Consider the following 21,763-nt stretch of genomic DNA (forward strand, 5'->3'; position numbering starts at 1 on the left):
ATGGGGGCGTCAGCACTGGCACCGGGTCTGGCCGGCACGTCCCGGCCGCTGTTTTTTTAGCCGAAACAAACGCTTATCGCATGCGGCTACGCAGCAATGCCAGCAAGACATCGCGCGGCAACTTGCCGGTCTCGTTGCGCGGCAGAGCGGCCACGCGCAGCAACGGACGCGGCAGGAAGACGGCATCCACGCCGCGCTGCAAATGGCCCAGGATGTCGGTTTCGCGCAGCGTCGGCGCCACCGCCAGCGCGGCGATGCGGCGCACGCCGGCGGCATCGGTTTCGTCGAGCTGGAACACCACGCCGTCCTCCACGCCGGGAATCGACAGCAGCTTGCGATTCAGGTCGCCGAGCGAAGCGCGCTTGCCGGCGATTTCCAGCAGGTCGGCGTTGCGGCCGCGCAGATGGAATGCGTGTTCGCCTTCCAATTCGACCAGGTCGGCCAACACCACCGGCGCATCCAGATGCGCGGCGTGGACCAGCGTGCCGTCGGGTTGCGGCGCCAGGCGCACGCCGGGCAGCAGCTGCCAAGCGTCTTCGCGCGCGGTGCGGCGGCGCGCGATCACGCAGGTTTCGGTGGAACCGAACACCTCGCGCACTTCGCAATCGAAGCGCCGTTCGGCCTCTGCCGCCAAGGCTTGCGGCAGAGGCGCGGTGGCCGACACGATGCCCGTCAGCGGCGACAGCTCCACGCCGGATTCGACCAACGCGCGCAAATGCACCGGCGTGGTCACCAGCACGCGCGGCGCGGCGGCCTGCTGCAGCGCGCGGGCGACATCGCCGGGGAAGAAGGGACGCTCCGCATGCACCGCCGCCCCGCCCAGCAGCGGCATCAGCACCGACATTTCCATGCCGTACATGTGCTGCGGCGGCACGGTGGCGACGAAATTGGGCACCGCGCCGGCCGGCCACAGGTCGCGCAGCGCGGCCAAATTCTGCGCGGTGCTGGTATGGAAGCTGCCCCAGGTCTTGGGGTTGGGCTTGGGCGAACCGGTGCTGCCGGAGGTGAATCCGATCGCGATCAGCGCATCGCTGTCGATCATCGGCGGCGCGCCGTCCTGCCGCGGCATGCGCTCGGGCAGGCGCCAGTAATGCGGCGGCGTGTCGGGGAACGATTGTTCGCCCAGGCAGTAGCTGTCCGGATAGCGTGCTCGCACTTCGTCGATCACCGCGGGCGCGCGCGACGACGGCAGCAGCGTCACCTGGCCGCGCAGCGCAGCGGCACCGAACGCGACCAGGAATTTGTAGCGGTCCTCGCACAGGTTGATGACGTGGCCGGCCGCCGGCAGCATCGCCGCCAGCCCTCGCACCTGCGCGAAATAATCGGCCAATGTGATCGCACCGTTGCCGTCGAACAGCAACGCGCGCATGCCGTCGCCGCTGGCGAGGACTCGTTGCGTCGCGCCGGAATCCCGGTGCTCGATGACTGCGGACATGCCTGGCTCCTTGCGCGGCCTGAGCCGCCCCCTGGCATTTAGCTTACGCTGACGGCCCGCATCCACACCAAACCGCCGTTCATCAACATGTCCGCGACCGACGCCGGCCATGCCATCGGCCCGATCCGCTGGGCCTGGCACCCCCATCCGCGCACGCAGCCGGCCGAAATCGCGGCGCTGCATTGGCTGGAACGGCGCCTGGGCCTGGCCCGGGACACGCTGCCGCTGGTGCGCGAGGCGCGCGGCCGGCCGCGGATCCAGCCGCCCGCGGGGGGCTACGACGCCAGTTGGAGCCACAGCGGCGAGGGCCTGCTGGTCGCGCTCGGCGAAGGCGTCGAGGTGGGCGTGGACATGGAATGGCGGCGCGCGCGGCCGCGCGCGCTGGAGCTGGCGCAGCGCTATTTCGCGGCCTCGGAAACGCAATGGTTGGCGTCCCTGCCGCAGGCCGCATGCGAAGACGTCTTCCTGCGATTGTGGTGCGCCAAAGAAGCCGTGCTGAAGGCCGACGGATATGGCCTGGCGTTCGGTCTGCATCGGCTTGCTTTCGTTGAATCCGACCACGGTTTGACGCTCGGCGTTTGCGATCCAGCGCTGGGTCAACCGCAGGATTGGCATCTGCATGAATTCGTGCCCTCGCTCGGTTACGTCGCCGCGATCGCGTGGCGTTCGCCGCCGCTGAACCGCTCTTCGTAGGAGCGGCTTTAGCCGCGAGCTCTTTCCCGCACGTTAGCGCGGGCGTATCGAAAAAGCTCGCGGCTAAAGCCGCTCCTACAAGGTCTGCTGCTCGTCGGCGATACTGTCGCCCATGAATAAAGACGTTCCCGCGCTGCGCGCCGAACTCGACGCGGGCCTGTCCGCACTGTCCTTGGACACCGCGCTGGCCGAACCGCTGCTGGCCTATCTCACCCTGCTCGACCGCTGGAACCGCACCTACAACCTCACCGCGATCCGCGATCCTCGCGACATGGTCGCCAAGCACCTGCTCGATTCGCTGGCGATGCAGCCTTACGTCCGCAACACCGCCACGCTCGCCGACCTGGGCACCGGCCCGGGATTGCCGGGCATACCGCTGGCCATCGCCCTGCCCTCGCTGCAGGTGACGCTGGTCGAATCCAACGGCAAGAAGGCCCGCTTCCTGCGCGAAGCCGTACGCGCGCTGCGCCTGGGCAATGCGCGCGTGGCCGAATCGCGGGCCGAGGCGCTGGACGAACCCGGCGCGTACGAGGCGATCACCGCGCGCGCCCTGGCCACGCTGCCGGAGATCCTCGCCGTCGGCGGCCACCTGCTGGCTCCCGCCGGCCGGCTGCTGGCGATGAAGGGCGCGCGTCCCGACGACGAAATCGCCGCTGTGCCGGCGGGATGGCGGCTGGAGGCCATCCATGCCCTCGCGGTGCCCGGATTGGCGGCGGAGCGGCATCTGGTGGTCGTGGCTCGCGATACGGCGTAGGGTCATAAAAGCCGTCGCAGCCGGCTTTCTGCAGCGCGCGGCGGCGCGTTGGGGCCGCCGGCGGACGGATCTTGCGCTGGGCGGCGGAAACTAGAAGCCGTCGCGGCCGGCTTTCTGCAGCGCGCGGCGGCGCGTTGGGGCCGCCGGCGGACGGATCTTGCGCTGGGCGGCGGAAACTAGAAGCCGTCGCGGCCGGCTTTCTGCAGCGCGCGGCGGCGCGTTGGGGCATCGACGCAAGCCAATAGGCACCTGGCGCGGCATAATCCCCAGTCCGGCCGCGCTCGCCCGGCTCCCGCAACGCATCGAGGCATCACGGACCCCATGGCCCGCATCATCGCCATCGCCAACCAGAAAGGCGGGGTCGGCAAGACCACCACCGCCGTCAACCTGGCCGCTGCGCTGGCGCGCACGCCCAAGCGCGTGCTGCTGGTCGACCTGGACGCGCAAGGCAACGCCACCATGGGCAGCGGCATCGACAAGCGCGAGCTGTCCGCGTCCAGCTGCGATGTGCTGCTGGAAGAAATGCACGCCAGCGACGCGATCGTGCGCACGCCCGAGGATTTCGACCTGCTGCCCGGCAATACCGACCTGACCGCGGCCGAAATCGAACTGATGGACGAGGAAGGCCGCGAGCAACGCCTGAAGCGCGCGCTCGATCCGCTGCGCGACAAATACGATTTCATCATCGTCGACTGCCCGCCGGCGCTGTCGCTGCTGACCTTGAACGCGCTGACCGCGGCCGATTCGGTGCTGGTGCCGATGCAGTGCGAGTACTACGCGCTGGAAGGGCTGACCGCGCTGCTGCAGACCATCGACGCGCTCAAGGCCAAGCTCAACCCCGGTCTTGAGATCGAAGGCGTGTTGCGCACCATGTTCGACGTGCGCAACAACCTGGCCAATGCGGTCTCGGCCGAACTCACCAATCATTTCGGCGACAAGGTGTTCCGCACCATCGTGCCGCGCAACGTGCGCCTGGCCGAGGCGCCCAGCCACGGCCAGAGCATCGTCGGCTACGACAAGGCCTCGCGCGGTTCGATCGCCTATCTGGGCCTGGCAGGAGAAGTGCTGCGTCGCCAGCACGAGCGCAACAAGAACGCTACGGAGAAGGCGGCATGACCGCGACAAAACCCAATCCCGGCAAGAAGCGCGGCCTGGGCCGCGGCCTGGAAGCCCTGCTCGGCCCGAAAGCCGCCGCCGAAGCGCCGGTGCTGGAAGCCACGCCCACCGACAAGCTGCATTCGCTGCCGGTCGATGCGCTGTCGCCTGGCAAGTACCAGCCGCGCCGCAACATGGATCCGGACAAGCTGACCGAGCTGGCCGAATCGATCCGCGCGCAAGGCGTGATCCAGCCGATCGTGGTGCGCGACCTGGGCGGCAAACGTTACGAAATCATCGCCGGCGAACGCCGCTGGCGCGCCTCGCAGCAGGCCGGGCTGTCGGAAATCCCGGTGGTGGTGCGCGAAGTCGACGATCGCACCGTGGTGGCGATGGCGCTGATCGAAAACATCCAGCGCGAAGACCTCAATCCGCTTGAAGAAGCGCAGGCGCTGCATCGGCTGATCGAGGAATTCGCACTGACCCACGCGCAGGCCGCCGAAGCGGTCGGCCGTTCGCGCGCGGCGGTTTCCAATCTGCTGCGCCTGCTGGAACTGCCGCCGGCGATCCGCGCGCTGCTGGAATCGCGACGCCTGGAAATGGGCCATGCGCGCGCATTGCTGACGCTGTCGCCGGAACTCGCAAGCAGGCTCGCTTCGGACGCCGCCGAGCACGGCTGGTCGGTACGCGAGGTGGAGCATCGCGCGCAGCAGTTCGCGCACGGCGCGGTGCCCAGCGTGGGCAAGAAGAAGACCGCCGGCAAATCGCGGCCCAGCGCCGACATCGCCTCGCTCGAGAACGAATTGTCGGAAAGCCTGGGCACCAAGGTCAGCATCGCGCACGGCCGCGCGGGCAAAGGCCGGCTGGTGATCCACTACACGGACCTGGATACGCTGGACGGCGTGCTGGAACGCCTGCGCGGCAAGTCCGCCTGACCCGCTTTTTGTGGAGCGGGGCTTGCCCCGCTGCTCTTGGCCCGAGCGGACCGAAAGGCAGCGGAGCAAGCCCCGCTCTACAAAGCAGGGGATTGAACGATTCGCTCAGGTTCGGGCTGGCAAAATCTCAAGTCACTGGATTTCCGCCTCCGCGGGAACGACGGCTGAAGAGCATGACCATCCTCGTCACCGGCGCGGCCGGCTTCATCGGCGCCTATGTGTGCCGCCAATTGCAGGAGCTCGGCGTGCGCGCCGTGGGCCTGGACAATTTCAACAGTTACTACGATCCCCAGCTCAAGCGGGACCGTATCGCGGCGTTATGCCCGGATACCAATATCCGTACGCTCGACCTGACCGATCGCGACGGCCTGGCCGCGCTGTTCGACGAGGTCAAGCCGACGCGCGTGATCCATCTCGCGGCCCAGGCCGGCGTGCGCTATTCGCTCGAGAATCCGCACGCGTACGTCGACAGCAACGTGGTCGGCTTCGTCAACCTGCTGGAGCTGTGCAGGCATCGCGGCGTCCAGCACCTGGTCTACGCAAGCTCATCGTCGGTCTATGGCGACTCGGCCAAACCCCCGTTCTCCGAAGACCAGCGCATCGACCGGCCGCGCTCGCTGTACGCGGCGACCAAAGCCGCCAACGAATTGATGGCGCACACCTACGCGCATTTGTACGGCCTGCGCGCGACCGGCTTGCGCTTCTTCACCGTCTACGGCGCCTGGGGCCGGCCGGACATGGCGCCGCTGCTGTTTTCGCGCGCCGTGTTGGCGGGACGCCCGATCGACGTGTTCAACCACGGCAAGATGCGCCGCGACTTCACCTATATCGACGACATCGTTGCCGGCGTGCTGGGTGCGTTGAAACATCCGCCGCAGGACGATCCGCCGCACCGGGTGTTCAACCTGGGCAACCATACCCCGGTGGAACTGGAACGCTTCATAGCGGTCATCGAACAGGCCGCCGGCAAGCCGGCCGAGAAGGTCTACAAGCCGATGCAGCCGGGAGACATGGTCGAGACCATGGCCGATACGGCGCGGGCCAAGGCCGCGTTCGGCTTCGAGCCGGTGACGCCTATCGACATCGGATTGCCGCGCGTGGTGGCTTGGTGCCGCGATTACTTCGGCGATAATGCGTAGGCTTTTCCTTCTCCCCTCGGGAGAAGGTGCCCGGAGGGCGGATGAGGGTTCGGCGAAGCGGCAATGCCGCAGGAAACGCTGCGCATTCCGTACTCGCGTCCCAAGATTGGAATCATCGCCGCTTCGCCGTACCCTCACCCCAACCCCTCTCCCGCAGGGAGAGGGGCTTACCCGTCGAGCCATGTAAATGTCGATAGCGAATCCGCAACTCTCAGTGGTAGTGCCGGTGTTCAACGAGCAAGACAACGTCGCGCCGTTGATCGACGAAATCACCGCCGCGCTGCGCGGCGTGGCCGATCCCTCGACAGGTCTCGGGACAAGCTTCGAGATCGTCTACGTCGACGACCATTCGCGCGACGCCACGCCCGAAGTATTGAAACGGCTCAAGAGCGAAGTGCCCGAACTGCGCGTGTTGCGCCACGTCACCCAGAGCGGACAAAGCACCGCGGTGCGCACCGGCATCAAGGCCGCACGCGGTGAATGGATCGCTACGCTCGACGGCGATGGCCAGAACGACCCGGCCGACATTCCCAAACTGCTCGCCGCCCGCGCGGCGGCCACGCCCGACACCAAGCTGTTCGCCGGCTGGCGCGTCAACCGCCAGGATTCTGGCAGCAAGCGCTGGGCCTCGAAATGGGCCAACGCGATCCGCGCGCGCATGCTCCGCGACAATACGCCCGACACCGGTTGCGGCATCAAGCTGTTCGAACGCGAGGCTTTCCTCGACCTGCCCTACTTCGACCACATGCACCGCTACCTGCCGGCGCTGATGCAGCGCGCGGGCTGGAAAACCGTCAGCGTGCCGGTGAACCACCGCCACCGCGCGACGGGCGTGTCCAAGTACAACAACCTCAACCGCGCCCTGGTCGGTATCAGCGACCTGCGCGGGGTGGCTTGGCTGATCCGGCGCAGCAAGCGTACGGCTGTGGAAGAAGTTACGTAATTTGTCCCTGGTTCTTGTCATCCCGAACCAAACAAGTGTCATCCCGAGCGTAGCGAGGGATCTGCTTTGTCGGCGCACTCGGAAGCAGATTCCTCGCTACGCTGGAATGACAGCTTTTTTACCTTAGCTGCGAGCACCGCCATGACCCCCGATTTCATGAACGCCGCGATCCCCTGGCTGGAATGGACCGGCCTGCACATGTCGCCATGGAAGCTGATCGGCCTGACCGGCGCGCTGATGTTCGGCGGCCGCTGGGTGGTCCAGTTCGCGGCCTCGCGACGGCACCGCAAGCCGGTGATCCCGCGCCTGTTCTGGTACATGAGCCTGGTCGGCAGCGTGATGACCCTGAGCTATTTCGTGTTCTCGCAAAAGCAGGACTCGGTGGGCGTGATCCAGAACCTGTTCCCGGCGTTCACGGCGGCCTACAGCCTGTATCTGGACATCCGGCATCGAGGTTGGAAGCGGGACAAGGCAAGTCACTGAATCGTGACGATTGCCTGTCCCGCCTTAACCTAAACATGAAGTCTACGGACCACCATCCTCTGCCCAGGAGTCAATACACTCGGTAAGCGAGCCGTAATTCTCCGAGAGGGGGCCTCCCGACATAATAGTGATGCAAAGACTGAGAGTGTCGTCTAACGTATTCTTTCCTTCCTTACCCGACGTCGGCGTAGACGAGACATTCCCAACGACGCCTGTAGCCGGTAACTGACCACTGCTGCCGACGACCGGCATCCTACGCGCATCGTTACCTTGCTGAGCATTCGCGGTACTCATACCACCCAGCATTAACAGCAGAAACATTGCTGCTGCAGTTTTGGTTCCCTTCATGGCATTACCTTAGTAGTTGTTTGCCCGCTCTTGGTACGGAGAGCAGGCTGCTCCGGTATGGCAATAGGACGTATTGGCAAAAAAAACGGCCAAAATGCCAACGATTTGTTCGTGTTCTGGCACTGAGTTTTAAATCGCATTGCCAGTCCTGGGCTTATGTCGGGTTGACGCCCGCATCGGCCCTGCGAATAAGACGGGAACCTGCAAATAAACGGCCACCCGAACCCTTCGTCGCCTCGCGCGCCGGCACCGCAAGCCGGTGATCCCGCGCCTGTTCTGGTACATGAGTCTGGTCGGCAGCGTGATGACGCTGAGCTACTTCGTGTTTTCGCAGAAGCAGAACTCGGTAGGGGTGATCCAGAACCTGTTCCCGGCCTTCACGGCGGCCTACAGCCTGTACCTGACATCCGACACCGGGGCTGGCGGCGGGACAAAACCTCGCACTGACCCGGCGCAGCCCGCTTCACCCTCTCCCTTTTACGGGAGAGGAACAGGCGCAAAGCGCCAGGGAGAGGGTTCGGCTCTTGGCGCACCCGCCTTCCTCGCCCTTCGCCCCCTCCTGTGGATAAGTCCTTGCCTGGGCTGGCCTTCCCCGGCATAATGCCCGGCTCGCTGCGTCCGGTCGGCCGATGAGGCCTGGACCGGGCGGGTCCGGAAACGCAGTTCCGGCCCGCCGCCGGCAGCGGAATACCACCCGAATTGCGTGCGGCCGACCGGCCGCAGGGGCCGAAGTCTTCCTGGCTAAGGAAGATAAAAAAATCCAATGAGGTGCGTTATGTCCCGCGTATGCCAAGTCACCGGCAAGCGCGTGCAGACCGGCAACAACGTCTCGCACGCCAACAACAAAACCCGTCGCCGTTTCCTGCCAAACCTGCACGAGCGCCGCTTCTGGGTGGCCAGCGAAAACCGCTGGATCAAGCTGAAGGTTTCCGCGCAGGCACTGCGCACCATCGACAAGAACGGCATCGATTCCGTTCTGGCCCAACTCCGCGCCCGCGGCGAAAAGGTCTGAGGAGGACATCATGGCAAGCAAGCGCGACAAGATCCGTCTGATCTCCTCGGCCAACACCGGCCATTTCTACACCACCGACAAGAACAAGAAGAACACGCCGAACAAGATGGAGGTCAAGAAGTACGACCCCGTCGTCCGGAAGCACGTGATCTATAAGGAAGGCAAGATCAAGTGACGTTCTGACCCGCGCGCGTAGCGCGTGGCTTTGTCAGAACGTCATCCCGGCGAAAGCCGGGGTCCAGCCGCCGCAACGAACCCGCCCGCAAGGCGGGTTTTTTGTTGCCCTGCTGTCGCCCCCTTTGAAAGGGGGCAGCGAAGCGGGGGGATTTGCTTTTGACTTTGCTCTTTGAGAGCCAAAGCAAGATCAAGAGCAAATCCCCCCGGCGCCCGCTGCGCGCGCGCCGGCCCCCTTTTTCAAAGGGGGCGACAGCAGACGTCGACGGCACCCGCCCCCACGCGCGTAAACTCATCCTGTCGTGTAAACGGGTGCGGGCATGCTGCCTGGATGGATGCTGCTGCTGGTATCGCTGGCCTACGCCGCCCTACTGTTCACGGTGGCGTGGTGGGGCGACCGCCGGCCGCTGTATCCGCAGCGGCCGTGGCTGCGGCCGCTGGTCTACAGCCTGGCGCTGGCGGTGTACTGCTCGTCGTGGACGTTCTACGGCGCGGTCGGCAGCGCGGCGCGCACCGGCATCGGCTATTTGCCGATCTACCTGGGTCCGCTGCTGTTGCTGCTGTTCGGCTGGCGCATCCTGGAACGGATCGCGCTGATCGCGCAGACCCAGAACACCGTGTCGATCGCCGATTTCATCGCCGCGCGTTACGGCCGCGCGCAACGCCTGGCCGCGCTGGTGACGCTGATCGCGCTGACCGCGGCGGTGCCCTACCTGGCGCTGCAATACAAAGCGGTGGCGATCAGCCTGAGCGTGCTGAGCGGACAGGTGCCGACGACGACGCTGGGCGATCCGGCGCTTTACGTCGCCGCGCTGATGGCGCTGTTCGCGATCCTGTACGGCACGCGCCAGGTCGACGCCACCGAGCACCACCACGGCATGATGCTGGCGATCGCGCTGGAGTCGCTGGTGAAGCTGCTCGCGCTGGTCATGGTCGGCGTGTTCGCGATCGGCTGGCTGGGCGATCACGATCTGCGCGTCGGCGACGCCACGCGTGCGCTGATCGCCAACGCGCCGCCGGTCGGCTTCGTCGGCCAGACGCTGCTCGCTTTCGCCGCGATCATCTGCCTGCCGCGGCAATTCCACGTGGCGATCGTCGAATGCGGCGACGTCAACGACATCCGCCGCGCGCGCTGGCTGTTTGGCGCCTATCTGATCGTGGTCTCGCTGATGGTGCTGCCGATCGCCGGCGCCGGCGTCGCCCTGTTCGGCCGCGACGGCGCCGTGTCCGCGGACAGTTTCGTATTGGCGCTGCCGCTGGCCGAATCGCACGAAACGCTGGCGTTGTTCGCCTACGTCGGCGGCTTTTCCGCCGCCACCGGCATGGTGATCGTGGCCAGCGTGGCGCTGGCGACCATGGTCAGCAACGATCTGGTGATGCCGCCGCTGCTGCGCCGCGGCTGGGCGGAGCGCCACGGCGGCGACGTCGCCGGCACGGTGCTGTGGATACGGCGCGTGGCGATCGTCGGCTTCGCCGCGCTGGCTTACGGCTATTACCGCGCCAGCGGCAGCGACACCACGCTCGCGGCTTACGGTTTGATGGCGTTCGCGGCCGTGGCGCAATTCGCGCCGGCACTGATCGGCGGTTTGTACTGGCGCGGCGCGAGCCGGCAGGGCGTCGAAGTGGGCATGGCGCTCGGCTTCGCGATGTGGATCTACACGCTGCTGCTGCCGACGCTGACCGAAGCGGGCTGGTTGCGGCCCGAATGGCTGACGCAGGGTCCGTTCGGCATCGCCTGGTTGCGCCCGCAGCAGTTGTTCGGGCTCAGCGGCTGGGATCCGTTGACGCACGGCACGTTCTGGTCGCTGCTGGTGAACGTGGGCGCGCTGATGCTGGTGTCGGCGCGCTGGCGGCCGGGTTTCGACGAACGCCTGCGCGCCGCGCCGTTCCTCGAGCCTTATGCCGAAAAACAGACGCTGACCGAGGGCGGTTGGCGCGGCAACGTGCATATCGCCGACCTGCTGGCGCTGGCCGGGCGCGTGCTCGGCGAACGCACCGCGCGCCGCGCCTTCAACGAACAAGCGCAAACGCTCGGCACCGAATTGCAACCCGCGGCGGGCGCCGACCGCGCCTGGGTGCAGTTCACCGAACGCCTGCTCGCCGCAGCGATCGGTGCGGCCTCGGCGCGGCTGGTGCTGACCAGCGCGTTGAAGGGTTCGGGCATGGAAGTGGCCGAAGTGGTGGCCGTCCTCGACGAAGCCGGGCAGGAGTTGCGCTTCAATCGACAAGTATTGGCGACCACGCTGGACAACATCGACCAGGGCGTCAGCGTGGTCGACCGCGACATGAAGCTGGTCGCCTGGAACCGGCGCTACCAGCAGATGTTCGGCTATCCCGACGGCATGCTCTACGTCGGGCGCCCGGTGGCCGAGCTGATCCGATTCAACGCCGAACGCGGCGAATTGGGCGAAGGCGACATCGACGCGCAGGTCGACAAGCGCATCGCCTACATGCGCGCCGGTTCGCCCTACGTGTTCGAACGCGTGCGCAGCAGCGGCCAGGTCACCGAGATGCGCGGCCAGCCGCTGCCGGGAGGCGGCTATGTCACCAGCTACAGCGACGTCACCGAGTACAAGCGCGTCGAAGGCGCGCTGCGCGAGATCAACGAGACGCTGGAACAGCGCGTCGCCGAGCGCAGCCGCGAGGCGGAAGCCGCGCAGCAGTCGCGCACACGCTTCCTGGCCGCGCTCAGCCATGACGTGCTGCAACCGCTCAATGCCGCGCGCCTGTTCACGTCTGCGTTGCGCGACAGCGACCAGGCCGCGGAGCAGCGGCACCTGGCCGAACGCGTCGACACGTCGTTGCGCGCCGCCGAGGAACTGCTCGACGGCCTGCTCGACATCTCGCGCCTGGACGCCGGTGCGCTGCTGCCCGCGTTATCGGATTTCGACGCCGGCGACCTGCTGCAGCAGCTGGTCGAGCAGTATTCGCCGGTCGCCGCCGGCCGCGGCATCGATCTGCGCCTGCACGCCAGCTCGCGCCCGGTGCGCAGCGACCGGCGCCTGCTGCGCCGCGTGCTGCAGAACTTCATCGCCAACGCGATGCGCTACACGCGCGAGGGCCGCATCGTGCTGGCGGCGCGGCCGCGCGGCGGCGACGTCGAGCTGCAGGTCTGGGATACCGGGCCGGGGATTCCCGCGCATCACCTGCAGCAGATCTTCGAAGAGTTCCGCCGCTTCGAGCAGCCTACCGATTGGGGCGAGCGCGGCCTGGGCCTGGGCCTGTCGATCTGCCAGCGCGTTTCGCATGCGCTCGGGCATCCGTTGTACGTGCGTTCGCGCGTCGGCCGCGGCAGCGTGTTCTCGATCCGCGTGCCGAGCGCAGAGCGCGCCGCGCCGGCGGCCGCACGCGAAGCGCGCGTCGGCATACCCGAATCGCTGGCGGGCCTGCGCGTGCTGTGCGTCGACAACGACCACGAGATCCTGGCCGGCATGCGCGCCTTGCTGGGACGCTGGCAGGTGCACGTCCTGTCGGCGACGACCGTCGACGAAGCGCTGGCGCTGATGGAGCAACGGCCCGATGTGCTGCTGGTCGATTACCATCTGCACGACCGCCTGGACGGACTGGATACGCTGGACGCGCTGCAGCAACGCTCGCCGCAGGCGGTGCCCGGCGCCCTACTCACTGCCGACGGCAGCGACGCCGTCAAACAGGCCGCGCGCGCGCGCGGCTACCGAGTGCTGACCAAGCCGGTGCGGCCGGCCTCGCTGCGCGCCTATCTGGCCGCGCAACAGTCCCACGCCAGTCGCGGTGCGGCGGCCGACGCGATTTGAATTCGATTTTGTGAGAGCGGCTTCAGCCGCGAGCTTTTTTGCGGCCTGCCATCAAAAGCTCGCGGCTGAAGCCGCTCCCACAAAGAGCAAGGTTACTGCTCTTCTTCGGGCGGCGGCACCACCGATGCGGGATCCAACGCCAATCGGCCGGCGATCAGCACCGCCTGGGTGCGGTTGGATGCGCCGAGCTTGCGCAGGATCGCGGTCATGTGCGCCTTCACCGTCGCCTCGGATACGCCGAGCTCGTAGGCGATCTGCTTGTTCAACAAACCCGTGCCCAGCATCTGCAGCACCCGGAACTGCTGCGGCGTCAATTCGCGCAGGCGCTGCGCGGCGGCATGCTCGTCGTCGCCCACCGCCGGCGCCGTGTGCGCAGCGGCGGGCGCCCAGCGTTCGCCTTCCAGCACTTGGGTCAACGCGTCGCCCAAGGTCGCCGCATCGGCGGACTTCGGAATGAAGCCGACCGCGCCGTGGTCCAGCGCGCGCCGCATCACCGCCGGGTCTTCCTGCGCCGACACGACCACCACGGGCAGTTGCGGATGCTGCGCGCGCAGGTGCACCAGTACGCTGAAGCCGTGCGCGCCGGGCATGTTGAGATCGAGCAGCAACAGATCGGCGTCGGGTTCCGCTTCGGCCAGCGCATACAGCGCGTGGGCGCTATCGGCTTCGCGCAGTTCGTAATCGGGCAGCACGCGCGCGACCACGCCGCGCAGGGCTTCGCGGAACAGCGGGTGGTCGTCGGCGATCAGCAGCGTGGGCATAAATCCCCCCCGCGCCGCTTTTTCAAAGGGGGGAACGGCAAAACAGCGAATCCCCTACACGACCCCGGGCTGTTCCCCCCTTTGAAAATGGGGGGCAGGGGGGAGTTGCTGTTGCTATGCGCCACTACGCCCCATACCTCAAAAAGTACGCGCGCCGACTGCGCAACGACATGACCGACGCCGAGCGCAGATTCTGGTATTGCGTGCGTCGCAAGCGCTTTAGCGCGGTGCAGTTCTATCGGCAGACGCCGATTGGCCGGTATATCGTGGATTTCTATGCCCCTGCTGCCGGGTTGGTCGTGGAGATCGACGGGGGCCAGCATTTCACCGAAGGGGGCCGCGCGGCGGACGCATTGCGGGATGCCGCGCTCATGCGCATGGGCCTGCGCGTGCTGCGTTTCGACGATCGGATGGTGCTGATGGAGACCGATGCGGTGTTGGATGTCGTTTGGAACGCGGTTTGCGCGGCGATCGGAGCGTCCACGTAAATCCCCCCTGCCCCCCTTTTTCAAAGGGGGGAACATCAAGAGCATGTCGTCCGCCGCCAGTGCATTGCGCCTGCTGCTGTTCCCCCCTTTGAAAAAGGGGGGCAGGGGGGATTTGCTTTTGACTTTCATTTGCCCAATCGATTCTTGACCAACGCATCGACCACCGACGGATCGGCCAGCGTGCTGGTGTCGCCCAATTGATCGGGCGCGTTCTCGGCGATCTTGCGCAGGATGCGGCGCATGATCTTGCCCGAACGCGTCTTGGGCAGCCCCGGCGCCCATTGCAGGTGGTCGGGCGTGGCGACCGGGCCGATTTCCTTGCGCACCCAGGCGACCAGTTCTTTGCGCAGCTCGTCGCCGCCTTCATCGGACGTGGGCTGCTCGCCGGCGATCAAGGTGACATAGGCATAGATGCCCTGCCCTTTGATATCGTGCGGATAACCGACCACCGCGGCCTCGGCGACCTTGGGATGCGACACCAGCGCGCTTTCCACTTCGGCGGTGCCGATGCGGTGGCCGCTGACGTTGATCACGTCGTCGACGCGGCCGGTGATCCAGTAATAACCGTCTTCGTCGCGCCGGCAACCGTCGCCGGTGAAATAGGTGCCCGGATAAGTCTTGAAATAAGTGTCGATGAAGCGCTGGTGGTCGCCGTACACCGTACGCATCTGCCCGGGCCAGGAATCGAGCAGCACCAGATTGCCTTCGGCGGCGCCGTCCAGGATCTTGCCGTTGGCGTCGACGATCGCCGGCCGGATGCCGAAGAACGGTTTGGTCGCCGAGCCGGGCTTGGCGTCGATCGCGCCGGCCAGCGGCGTGATCAGGATGCCACCGGTCTCGGTCTGCCACCAGGTGTCCACGATCGGGCAGCGGCCGTCCCCGACGACATCGTTGTACCAACGCCATGCTTCGGGATTGATCGGCTCGCCGACCGTGCCGAGCAGGCGCAGCGACTTGCGCGAAGTCGATTTCACCGGCGCGTCGCCTTCGCGCATCAGCGCGCGGATCGCGGTCGGCGCGGTATAGAACAGCGTGACCTGGTGCTTGTCGATCACCTGCCAGAAGCGCGAACTGTCCGGATAGTTCGGAACGCCTTCGAACATCAGCGCGGTGGCGCCATTGGCCAGCGGTCCGTAGACGATGTAGCTGTGGCCGGTGACCCAGCCGACGTCGGCCGTGCACCAGTAGACGTCCTCTTCGCGCAGATCGAACACGCATTCGTGCGTGTAGCTGACGTAGACCATGTAGCCGCCGGTGGTGTGCAGCACGCCCTTGGGCTTGCCGGTGGAACCGGAGGTGTAGAGGATGAACAACGGATCTTCGGCGTTCATGCGCTCGGGCGCGCATTCCTCCGGCTGACCGTCGACCACCGCGTCGTACCAGCGGTCGCGCGGCATCTGCATGTCGACCGCGCCGCCGGTGTGGCGCACCACCAGCACGGTTTCGACGGTGTTGGTGCCGGGCATCTTCAAAGCGGCGTCGACGTTGGCCTTGAGCGGGATCTTCTTGCCGCCGCGCACGCCTTCATCGGCGGTGATGATCAGCTTGGACTGGCAGTCGGAGACGCGGTCGGCGATCGAATTGGGCGAGAAGCCGCCGAACACCACCGAATGGATCGCGCCGATGCGCGCGCAGGCCAGCATCGCCACCGCGGCCTCGGGAATCATCGGCAGGTAGATGGTGATGCGGTCGCCCTTGCGCACGCCCAGGTTGCGCAGCGCATTGGCCAGCTTGCATACGCGGCGGTGCAGTTCGCGATAGGTCACTTTTTGCGCCGGCTGCGCGGGATCGTCGGGCTCGAACAGCAGCGCGGTCTTGTCGCCGCGCTTGTCCAGCTGCCGGTCCAGGCAGTTGACGCTGGCGTTGAGTTCGCCGTCTTCGTACCAGCGGATGCGGAAATCCTCCAGCCGGTAGCTGACATCCTTGATCTTGGTCGGCGCCCGCATCCAGTCCAGGCGGCCGGCGATCCCGCCCCAGAACGACGCCGGGTCGTCGACGGACGCCTGGTAGAGGCTTTCGTACTGCTTGCGATCGATCCTGGCCTTGGCCGCGAAATCCGGCGGGACGGGATATAGGGCGGGTGCGTCCGTCATGGCGTTGCCTGCTGGTGATGCGATGAGTGAAGTCTGCCGCATCCATTGTTAAGCCGCCCTAGACCTTCGTCTATACCGGCGCCGCCTACGACCAATGGCGAATAGGCGTCGGCCGGGTGCGCGCGCAGGCTCCGGAGAGCCGTGCCTGGCGCGGCCGATCGCTAACCATGAGCCACCACGCATGATCGGGAGAGGGGAATGACTACATCCATCGTATCGATGGCGCGGCGTCCGTTGGCCACCGCCCTGTTGGTCGCCTTGCTGGCACCGGGCATGGCCTTGGCCGCCACCGCCAAGGAAAAGGAGCTGGAAGCGCGCATCGCCCAGCTCGAACAGCAGGTGCAGGCGCTGCTGTCGCAGCAGCAGCAGACGCAGACGCAGCTGACGCAGACGCAGACGACCGTGACCGAGGTTCAAGCCGCGCAAAAAACGGCTCCCGCCGTGCCCGCGGGCAAGCAGCCGATCCAATCCAGCACGATCATGGCCACCGCCAATCCCGGCACGACATTCTCGTACGGCGGTTTCATCAAGCTGGACGCGATGGTCACCGACACCAGCGACGGCAAGATCGCCGACGGTTCGTCTGGGCGCCTGTTCTATCTGCCCAGCACGATTCCCGTCGGCCCGAACAATGCGCAGGAAACCGATCCCTACACCGATTTCCACGCCCAGTTCTCGCGCTTCTGGCTCAGCGCCGACCACACCACCGACGCCGGCGACAAGTTCAAGGCCTATATCGAAGCCGACTTCTTCGGCGGCGGCAGCAACGCCCTGGTCGGCAACGAAACCGCGACCAACACGTACGCCGTTTCGCTGCGCCAAGCCTATGTGAGCTGGAACAACTGGCTGGCCGGCCAAACCTGGTCCAATTTCCAGGATGTGGCGGCGCTGCCCGATGCGGTCGATTTCGTCGGCACCACCGACGGCACCATCTTCGTGCGCCAGGCGCAAGTCCGCTATACCAACGGTCCCTGGTCGTTCTCGGTGGAAAATCCGCAAACCACGGTCACGCCGTTCCTCAACAACGGCGCGCGCTTCAACACCGGCGACAACGTCACGCCCGATCTCACCGCGCGCTGGCTGACCAAGGGCGACTGGGGCCATTTCACCGTCGCCGCGCTGGCGCGCCAGTTCAAGTACGAAAACCTCGCCACCGGCCAGGACGAGACCGACAGCGGCGCTGCGCTCAGCGTCTCGGGCAAATTCAACCTCGGCAAGAGCGACGACATCCGTTATGCGGTCAACGGCGGCAAGGGCATCGGTCGCTATCTTGCGTTCGGCTTGGGCAGCGACACGGTGCAGGCGGCGGACGGCTCGCTCGAAGCCATCGACGGCTACGGCGGCTTCGTCGCCTGGCGCCACGCCTTCAGCCCGAAGGTGCGCACCAACCTGATGTATGCCACCGCGATGTTCGACAACGACAAGGCATTGACCGGCTTCGGGGTCACCGAGCGCTCCCAGTCCTGGCACGCCAACGTGATCTATTCGCCGTTCCCGAAACTCGACATCGGCGCAGAGCTGAGTTGGGGCGAGCGCCAGCTGGAGGACGATCGCGAAGGCGACCTCAAGCGCATCCACACCCACGTCAAGTTCAGCTTCTAACTCAAGGGGAACGGACCATGTCCAGCACCACCGCTGTACCCTCGCCCGCTCCGGGCACGCTGACCCAAGGGCACAAGAAGGTCGTCTTCGCCTCCAGCCTGGGCACCGTGTTCGAGTGGTACGACTTCTATCTGTACGGATCGCTGGCCGCGATCATCGCCAAGCAGTTCTTCTCGGCGCTGGATCCGACCAGCGGCTTCATCTTCGCGCTGCTCGCTTTCGCCGCCGGCTTCGCGGTGCGTCCTTTCGGCGCGCTGGTGTTCGGCCGCATCGGCGACATGATCGGGCGCAAGTACACCTTCCTGGTGACGATCGTGATCATGGGCCTGTCGACGTTCCTGGTCGGCATCCTGCCCAGCTACACCACGATAGGCGTCGCGGCACCGATCATCCTGATCGGCCTGCGCCTGCTCCAAGGCCTGGCGCTGGGCGGCGAATACGGCGGCGCGGCGACCTATGTCGCCGAACATGCGCCGCAAGGCAAGCGCGGTTTCTACACCAGCTTCATCCAGACCACCGCGACGCTGGGCCTGTTCCTGTCGCTGCTGGTGATCCTGGGTTGCCGCTACTTCCTCGGCACCGAAGCGTTCGAAGCCTGGGGCTGGCGCATTCCGTTCCTGGTGTCGGTGGTCCTGCTCGGCATCTCGGTGTGGATCCGCCTGCAGTTGGCCGAATCGCCGATGTTCCAGGAAATGAAAGCGCAAGGAAAGCTGTCGAAGGCGCCGATCACCGAGAGCTTCTTCTCGCGCAACGGCAAGATCGCATTGCTCGCCTTGCTCGGCGCCACCGCCGGCCAGGCCGTGGTCTGGTACGCGGGCCAGTTCTACTCGCTGTTCTTCCTGACGCAGACGCTGAAGATCGACGGCACCACCGCCAACCTGCTGATCGCCGGCGCATTGATCATCGGCACGCCGTTCTTCATCGTGTTCGGCGCGCTGTCGGACAAGATCGGCCGCAAGCCGATCATCATGGCCGGTTGCCTGCTGGCGGCGCTGACCTACTTCCCGCTGTTCAAGGCGATCACGCATTACGGCAACCCCGCCATGGAAACGGCCGTTGCGACCAGCCCGGTCGTCGTCGTCGCCGATCCTGCGACCTGCAACTTCCAGTTCGACCCAGTCGGCAAGAAAGTGTTCACCAGCAGCTGCGACATCGCCAAGGCGGCGCTCGCGAAATCCGGCGTGTCGTATTCCAACCAGGACGCGCCGGCCGGCACGGTCGCGCAGATCAAGGTCGGCAACGCCGTGGTCGAAGGCTTCGAAGGCGGCGGCATGGATCCGGCCGCGTTCAAGACCCAGCAGGATGGGTTCGCAGCCAGGCTCAAGACCGACCTGACCGCCGCCGGCTATCCGGAGAAGGCCGACCCGGCGCGGATCAATAAACCGATGCTGCTGGTCTTGCTGACCATACTCGTGATCTACGTGACGATGGTCTACGGCCCGATCGCGGCATGGCTGGTCGAACTGTTCCCGACCCAGATCCGCTACACCTCGATGTCGCTGCCTTACCACATCGGCAACGGCTGGTTCGGCGGCTTCCTGCCGACGATCGCCTTCGCGATGGTGGTGGCGAGCGGAAACATCTACCAGGGACTCTGGTATCCGATCGTGATCGCATCCATGACTTTGGTGATCGGTACTTTGTTCCTCCCCGAAACCAAAGACGTCGATATCACCAAGTAAGCTCCCCCGTGGTGCGTAACGACAACGCCGGCTGATGCCGGCGTTGTTTTTTAGAGTTCCGCCCTGCGCGTTTGCTCTGCCTTTGAGCCGTCATTCCCGCGAAGGCGGGAATCCAGTGACTTTAACGTTGCACCAGATCGCAGCGAAGCCATCTGCAGGTGCGCGCGCCCTCACCCAACCCTCTCCCGCAAAGCGGGAGAGGGCTAAAGCAAAGTCGCTGGATTCCCGCCTTCGCGGGAATGACGGCTAAAAACAAGGGCGAGGCGACGACTACTGGCGCCACTCCAGCCCGACATAGAACGAACGGCCATCGCCAGGCAGGAAGTTGGCGCCATCGCGCCCCCTCGCATCGGCGACCACATTGGTGCTGGCGATCCATTTGCGGTCGGCCAGGTTGCGCGCATCGACGAACCACGACCATTGCGATGCGAACCTGCCGCCGATGCGCAGACCGGCGATGGCGTATCCCGGTGCCTTGAATGTGTTGGCATGGTCGACGTAATAGTCCTGCGGTGCCCATTCAACGGTCGGCGCGATGTATAAACTTTCGCTTGCCGACCAGCGCAGCTCGCTGCGCAACTGCTGCTGCGGCATGCCGGCGAGCTCCTTGTCGCCGTACACCGCATCGCCATCGAAACGGAAATCGTTCCACAGATAGTTCGCCGAGAGCAGCCACGCATCGGCGATGCGCCAGCCCAGGCCGAGCTCGAGGCCTTGGTGCAAAGTGCGATCGGCATTGATGGTGCCGAGCGGGTTGCCGGCGCCGTCGCTGAGCGCCAGCAGTTCGCCGTCGATGCGGGCGCGGTACAGCGCCGCATCCACCGACAACGCGCCGCGTTCGATGCGCGTGCCCACTTCGGCCGTGGTCGCGCGCTGCATGTCGACCTGGGTGACGCCGGGCCCGCCGGTCAGTTCGCCGAAGCTCGGCGGCTCCAGGCTGCGGCTGACGTTGGCGAACAGCTGCGTGCCGTCGTCGATGAGGTAGCGCATGCCCAGCTTGGGGCTGAAGCCGCCGTATTCGGCATCGAAACTCTCGTCGCGCCCGCCGGTGACGAATAGGTCGCGCGAGCGGCGCGTCGATTTCAGTGCTTGCGCGCCGGCCACCAGCGTCCAATGCTCGCTCAACCAGGTCTGGTTCTCGAGATAGGCCTTGGCGTTGGTCGCGCGTTGATCGAATTTGTTCGTACGCGCACCGGCCCGGCCGGCGACGTTCGCGAACCGATTGTCGTCCGTACTCCCCTGCGCAAAAGCGATGCCGGCGACCAGTACGTTGCGGCGTTCGCCGATCCGGCCTTCGCTGCGCCAACGCAGATCCACGCCGGCGTCCTGCGTATCCTGCTGCAGCACCTGGAAGATCGGATGGTGCAAGGCCTTGTCGGCGTAATACGCCGAGACGATCAGTGTCTGTCCCTGCGCCGGCGACCAGACCAGCTTGCCGGCGACGCGGTCGAGACGGAAATCGCGGCGCTGGTCGAGCGCGAGATTCCCCGCTGCCGCGGTTTCGGGACGCGCATTGGATTGCGCCAACGTCAGATTGCCGGGCAGCTGCGAACGCGTATCGACATGCGTGACATACAGCCGCCCGTCGACGCTGTCGCTGAAGCGGAAACCGGCATTGCCGAACAAGCGGTAATTTTCCTGCTGCGCGTGATCGCGGTATCCGTCCTGATTGAGGCCGGTCAGGCTGACGTAGCCATCGGCCCGATCGCCATGGCCTGCAGCCGAGATCTGCCCGCGCAGATAGCCGAAGCTGCCCGCTTCGATGCGAGCCGTCATCGGCGATGCGTCGTAGCCAGTGGGCGATACGAAGTTGATCGCACCGCCCAAGGTCGCCGCGCCGTATTCCAGCGCGTTCGCGCCGCGATAGACCTCGATATAACGCGCCGACAACGGTTCGACGGCCTGGAAATCGAAACCGCCATCGGCCAGGTTCAGCGGACTGCCGTCTTGCAACAGTTCTATGCCGCGGCCGTGGAAAGTGCGCTGCAGGCCCGAACCGCGGACCGACAGACGCGCTTCCTCCGCGCCGAATCGCGGCTGGATGAAGACGCCGGGCGCGTAGCCGAGCGCATCGGCCAGCGTGCTTACGCGGCCATCGCGATAGCGTTCGCCGTCGACGAGCGCCGTACCGCCGGCACGCTGGCCGAGGCGTTCCGCGGCCTGGTCGATGCTGTCGACGGTGGCGATGCCGGGCCGTACGCCGCGCACCTCGACGCGGTCGAGGGTGGTCGGCGATATCTGCGGATCTGCCGCGATCGCCGCTGAGGAAAAGGGAATGAGCACCGCGGCCACAGCCACGGCAAGGCGCGACGACGGCATCGTCGCCAAAAAAAGGTTCGACATGAAAACTCCA

General features: G+C 65.9%; 17 protein-coding genes and 1 pseudogene. 14 read left to right on the plus strand and 4 right to left on the minus strand.

Going from position 1 to position 21,763, the window contains the following annotated elements; genetic code table 11:
* Window positions 1-73: 73 nt before the first annotated feature.
* Entirely contained in the window at window positions 74-1,435 is a 1,362-nt protein-coding gene (locus tag M2650_RS10450) for an AMP-binding protein (protein WP_425602521.1), read from the minus strand.
* An 87-nt stretch (window positions 1,436-1,522) separates the two neighbouring features.
* Here M2650_RS10450 and M2650_RS10455 point away from each other — a divergent pair, with 87 nt between their 5' ends.
* The 11 genes and pseudogenes from M2650_RS10455 to M2650_RS10505 all read left to right on the plus strand — a co-directional run bounded on the left by M2650_RS10455 (window position 1,523) and on the right by M2650_RS10505 (window position 12,784).
* Entirely contained in the window at window positions 1,523-2,128 is a 606-nt protein-coding gene (locus tag M2650_RS10455; RefSeq protein WP_249474003.1) for a 4'-phosphopantetheinyl transferase family protein, read from the plus strand.
* Window positions 2,129-2,240: 112 nt separating this feature from the next.
* Window positions 2,241-2,882, plus strand: coding sequence for a 16S rRNA (guanine(527)-N(7))-methyltransferase RsmG (gene rsmG / locus M2650_RS10460; protein WP_249474005.1), 642 nt, complete (start codon window positions 2,241-2,243; stop codon window positions 2,880-2,882).
* A gap of 321 nt (window positions 2,883-3,203) precedes the next feature.
* Complete coding sequence (locus tag M2650_RS10465; RefSeq protein ID WP_249474007.1) at window positions 3,204-3,998, plus strand: ParA family protein; 795 nt, start codon at window positions 3,204-3,206, stop codon at window positions 3,996-3,998.
* A complete protein-coding gene (locus M2650_RS10470; protein ID WP_249474009.1) occupies window positions 3,995-4,912 on the plus strand; it encodes a ParB/RepB/Spo0J family partition protein in 918 nt (305 codons plus the stop codon). Before M2650_RS10465 ends, M2650_RS10470 begins: the two co-directional genes overlap by 4 nt.
* Before the next feature lie 173 nt (window positions 4,913-5,085).
* On the plus strand, window positions 5,086-6,051 hold the full coding sequence (locus M2650_RS10475; RefSeq protein ID WP_249474010.1) for an NAD-dependent epimerase/dehydratase family protein: 966 nt from the start codon (window positions 5,086-5,088) through the stop codon (window positions 6,049-6,051).
* Window positions 6,052-6,244: 193 nt separating this feature from the next.
* Window positions 6,245-6,994 carry a glycosyltransferase family 2 protein gene (locus M2650_RS10480; protein ID WP_249474387.1) on the plus strand — a complete coding sequence of 250 codons (750 nt, stop codon included), beginning with the start codon at window positions 6,245-6,247 and terminating at the stop codon, window positions 6,992-6,994.
* 141 nt (window positions 6,995-7,135) lie between these two features.
* Window positions 7,136-7,477, plus strand: a complete 342-nt coding sequence (locus M2650_RS10485) for a lipid-A-disaccharide synthase N-terminal domain-containing protein (RefSeq protein WP_249474012.1) — start codon at window positions 7,136-7,138, stop codon at window positions 7,475-7,477.
* Window positions 7,478-8,063: 586 nt separating this feature from the next.
* Window positions 8,064-8,272: pseudogene (locus M2650_RS10490) on the plus strand (lipid-A-disaccharide synthase N-terminal domain-containing protein); the annotation flags it as partial.
* A 328-nt stretch (window positions 8,273-8,600) separates the two neighbouring features.
* Window positions 8,601-8,837 (plus strand): 50S ribosomal protein L28, encoded by a 237-nt coding sequence (gene rpmB, locus M2650_RS10495; RefSeq protein ID WP_249474014.1) that lies wholly within the window; start codon window positions 8,601-8,603, stop codon window positions 8,835-8,837.
* A gap of 7 nt (window positions 8,838-8,844) precedes the next feature.
* Complete coding sequence (gene rpmG / locus M2650_RS10500; RefSeq protein WP_175489134.1) at window positions 8,845-9,012, plus strand: 50S ribosomal protein L33; 168 nt, start codon at window positions 8,845-8,847, stop codon at window positions 9,010-9,012.
* A gap of 319 nt (window positions 9,013-9,331) precedes the next feature.
* A complete protein-coding gene (locus tag M2650_RS10505; RefSeq protein WP_249474017.1) occupies window positions 9,332-12,784 on the plus strand; it encodes a hybrid sensor histidine kinase/response regulator in 3,453 nt (1,150 codons plus the stop codon).
* A gap of 92 nt (window positions 12,785-12,876) precedes the next feature.
* On the opposite strand, the gene M2650_RS10510 is transcribed toward M2650_RS10505, so the two are convergent.
* Window positions 12,877-13,545: a response regulator transcription factor gene (locus M2650_RS10510; protein ID WP_249474018.1), complete on the minus strand. Its 669-nt coding sequence runs from the start codon at window positions 13,543-13,545 to the stop codon at window positions 12,877-12,879.
* A gap of 116 nt (window positions 13,546-13,661) precedes the next feature.
* Here M2650_RS10510 and M2650_RS10515 point away from each other — a divergent pair, with 116 nt between their 5' ends.
* Window positions 13,662-14,033, plus strand: a complete 372-nt coding sequence (locus M2650_RS10515; protein ID WP_283254651.1) for an endonuclease domain-containing protein — start codon at window positions 13,662-13,664, stop codon at window positions 14,031-14,033.
* 125 nt (window positions 14,034-14,158) lie between these two features.
* Here the strand turns inward: M2650_RS10515 and acs are convergent, their stop codons facing one another.
* Window positions 14,159-16,126: an acetate--CoA ligase gene (acs, locus tag M2650_RS10520; RefSeq protein ID WP_249474023.1), complete on the minus strand. Its 1,968-nt coding sequence runs from the start codon at window positions 16,124-16,126 to the stop codon at window positions 14,159-14,161.
* 198 nt (window positions 16,127-16,324) lie between these two features.
* Between acs and M2650_RS10525 the strand changes: the two genes are divergently transcribed.
* Both M2650_RS10525 and M2650_RS10530 read left to right on the plus strand, forming a co-directional pair.
* On the plus strand, window positions 16,325-17,728 hold the full coding sequence (locus M2650_RS10525; protein WP_249474026.1) for a DcaP family trimeric outer membrane transporter: 1,404 nt from the start codon (window positions 16,325-16,327) through the stop codon (window positions 17,726-17,728).
* Window positions 17,729-17,745: 17 nt separating this feature from the next.
* Window positions 17,746-19,410: an MFS transporter gene (locus tag M2650_RS10530; protein ID WP_249474029.1), complete on the plus strand. Its 1,665-nt coding sequence runs from the start codon at window positions 17,746-17,748 to the stop codon at window positions 19,408-19,410.
* Window positions 19,411-19,680: 270 nt separating this feature from the next.
* Here M2650_RS10530 and M2650_RS10535 read toward each other — a convergent pair whose 3' ends face one another.
* Window positions 19,681-21,753: a TonB-dependent receptor family protein gene (locus tag M2650_RS10535; RefSeq protein ID WP_249474030.1), complete on the minus strand. Its 2,073-nt coding sequence runs from the start codon at window positions 21,751-21,753 to the stop codon at window positions 19,681-19,683.
* Window positions 21,754-21,763 lie beyond the last annotated feature (10 nt).

This window comes from Luteimonas galliterrae, from assembly GCF_023374055.1.
Lineage (GTDB): Bacteria > Pseudomonadota > Gammaproteobacteria > Xanthomonadales > Xanthomonadaceae > Luteimonas_C > Luteimonas_C galliterrae.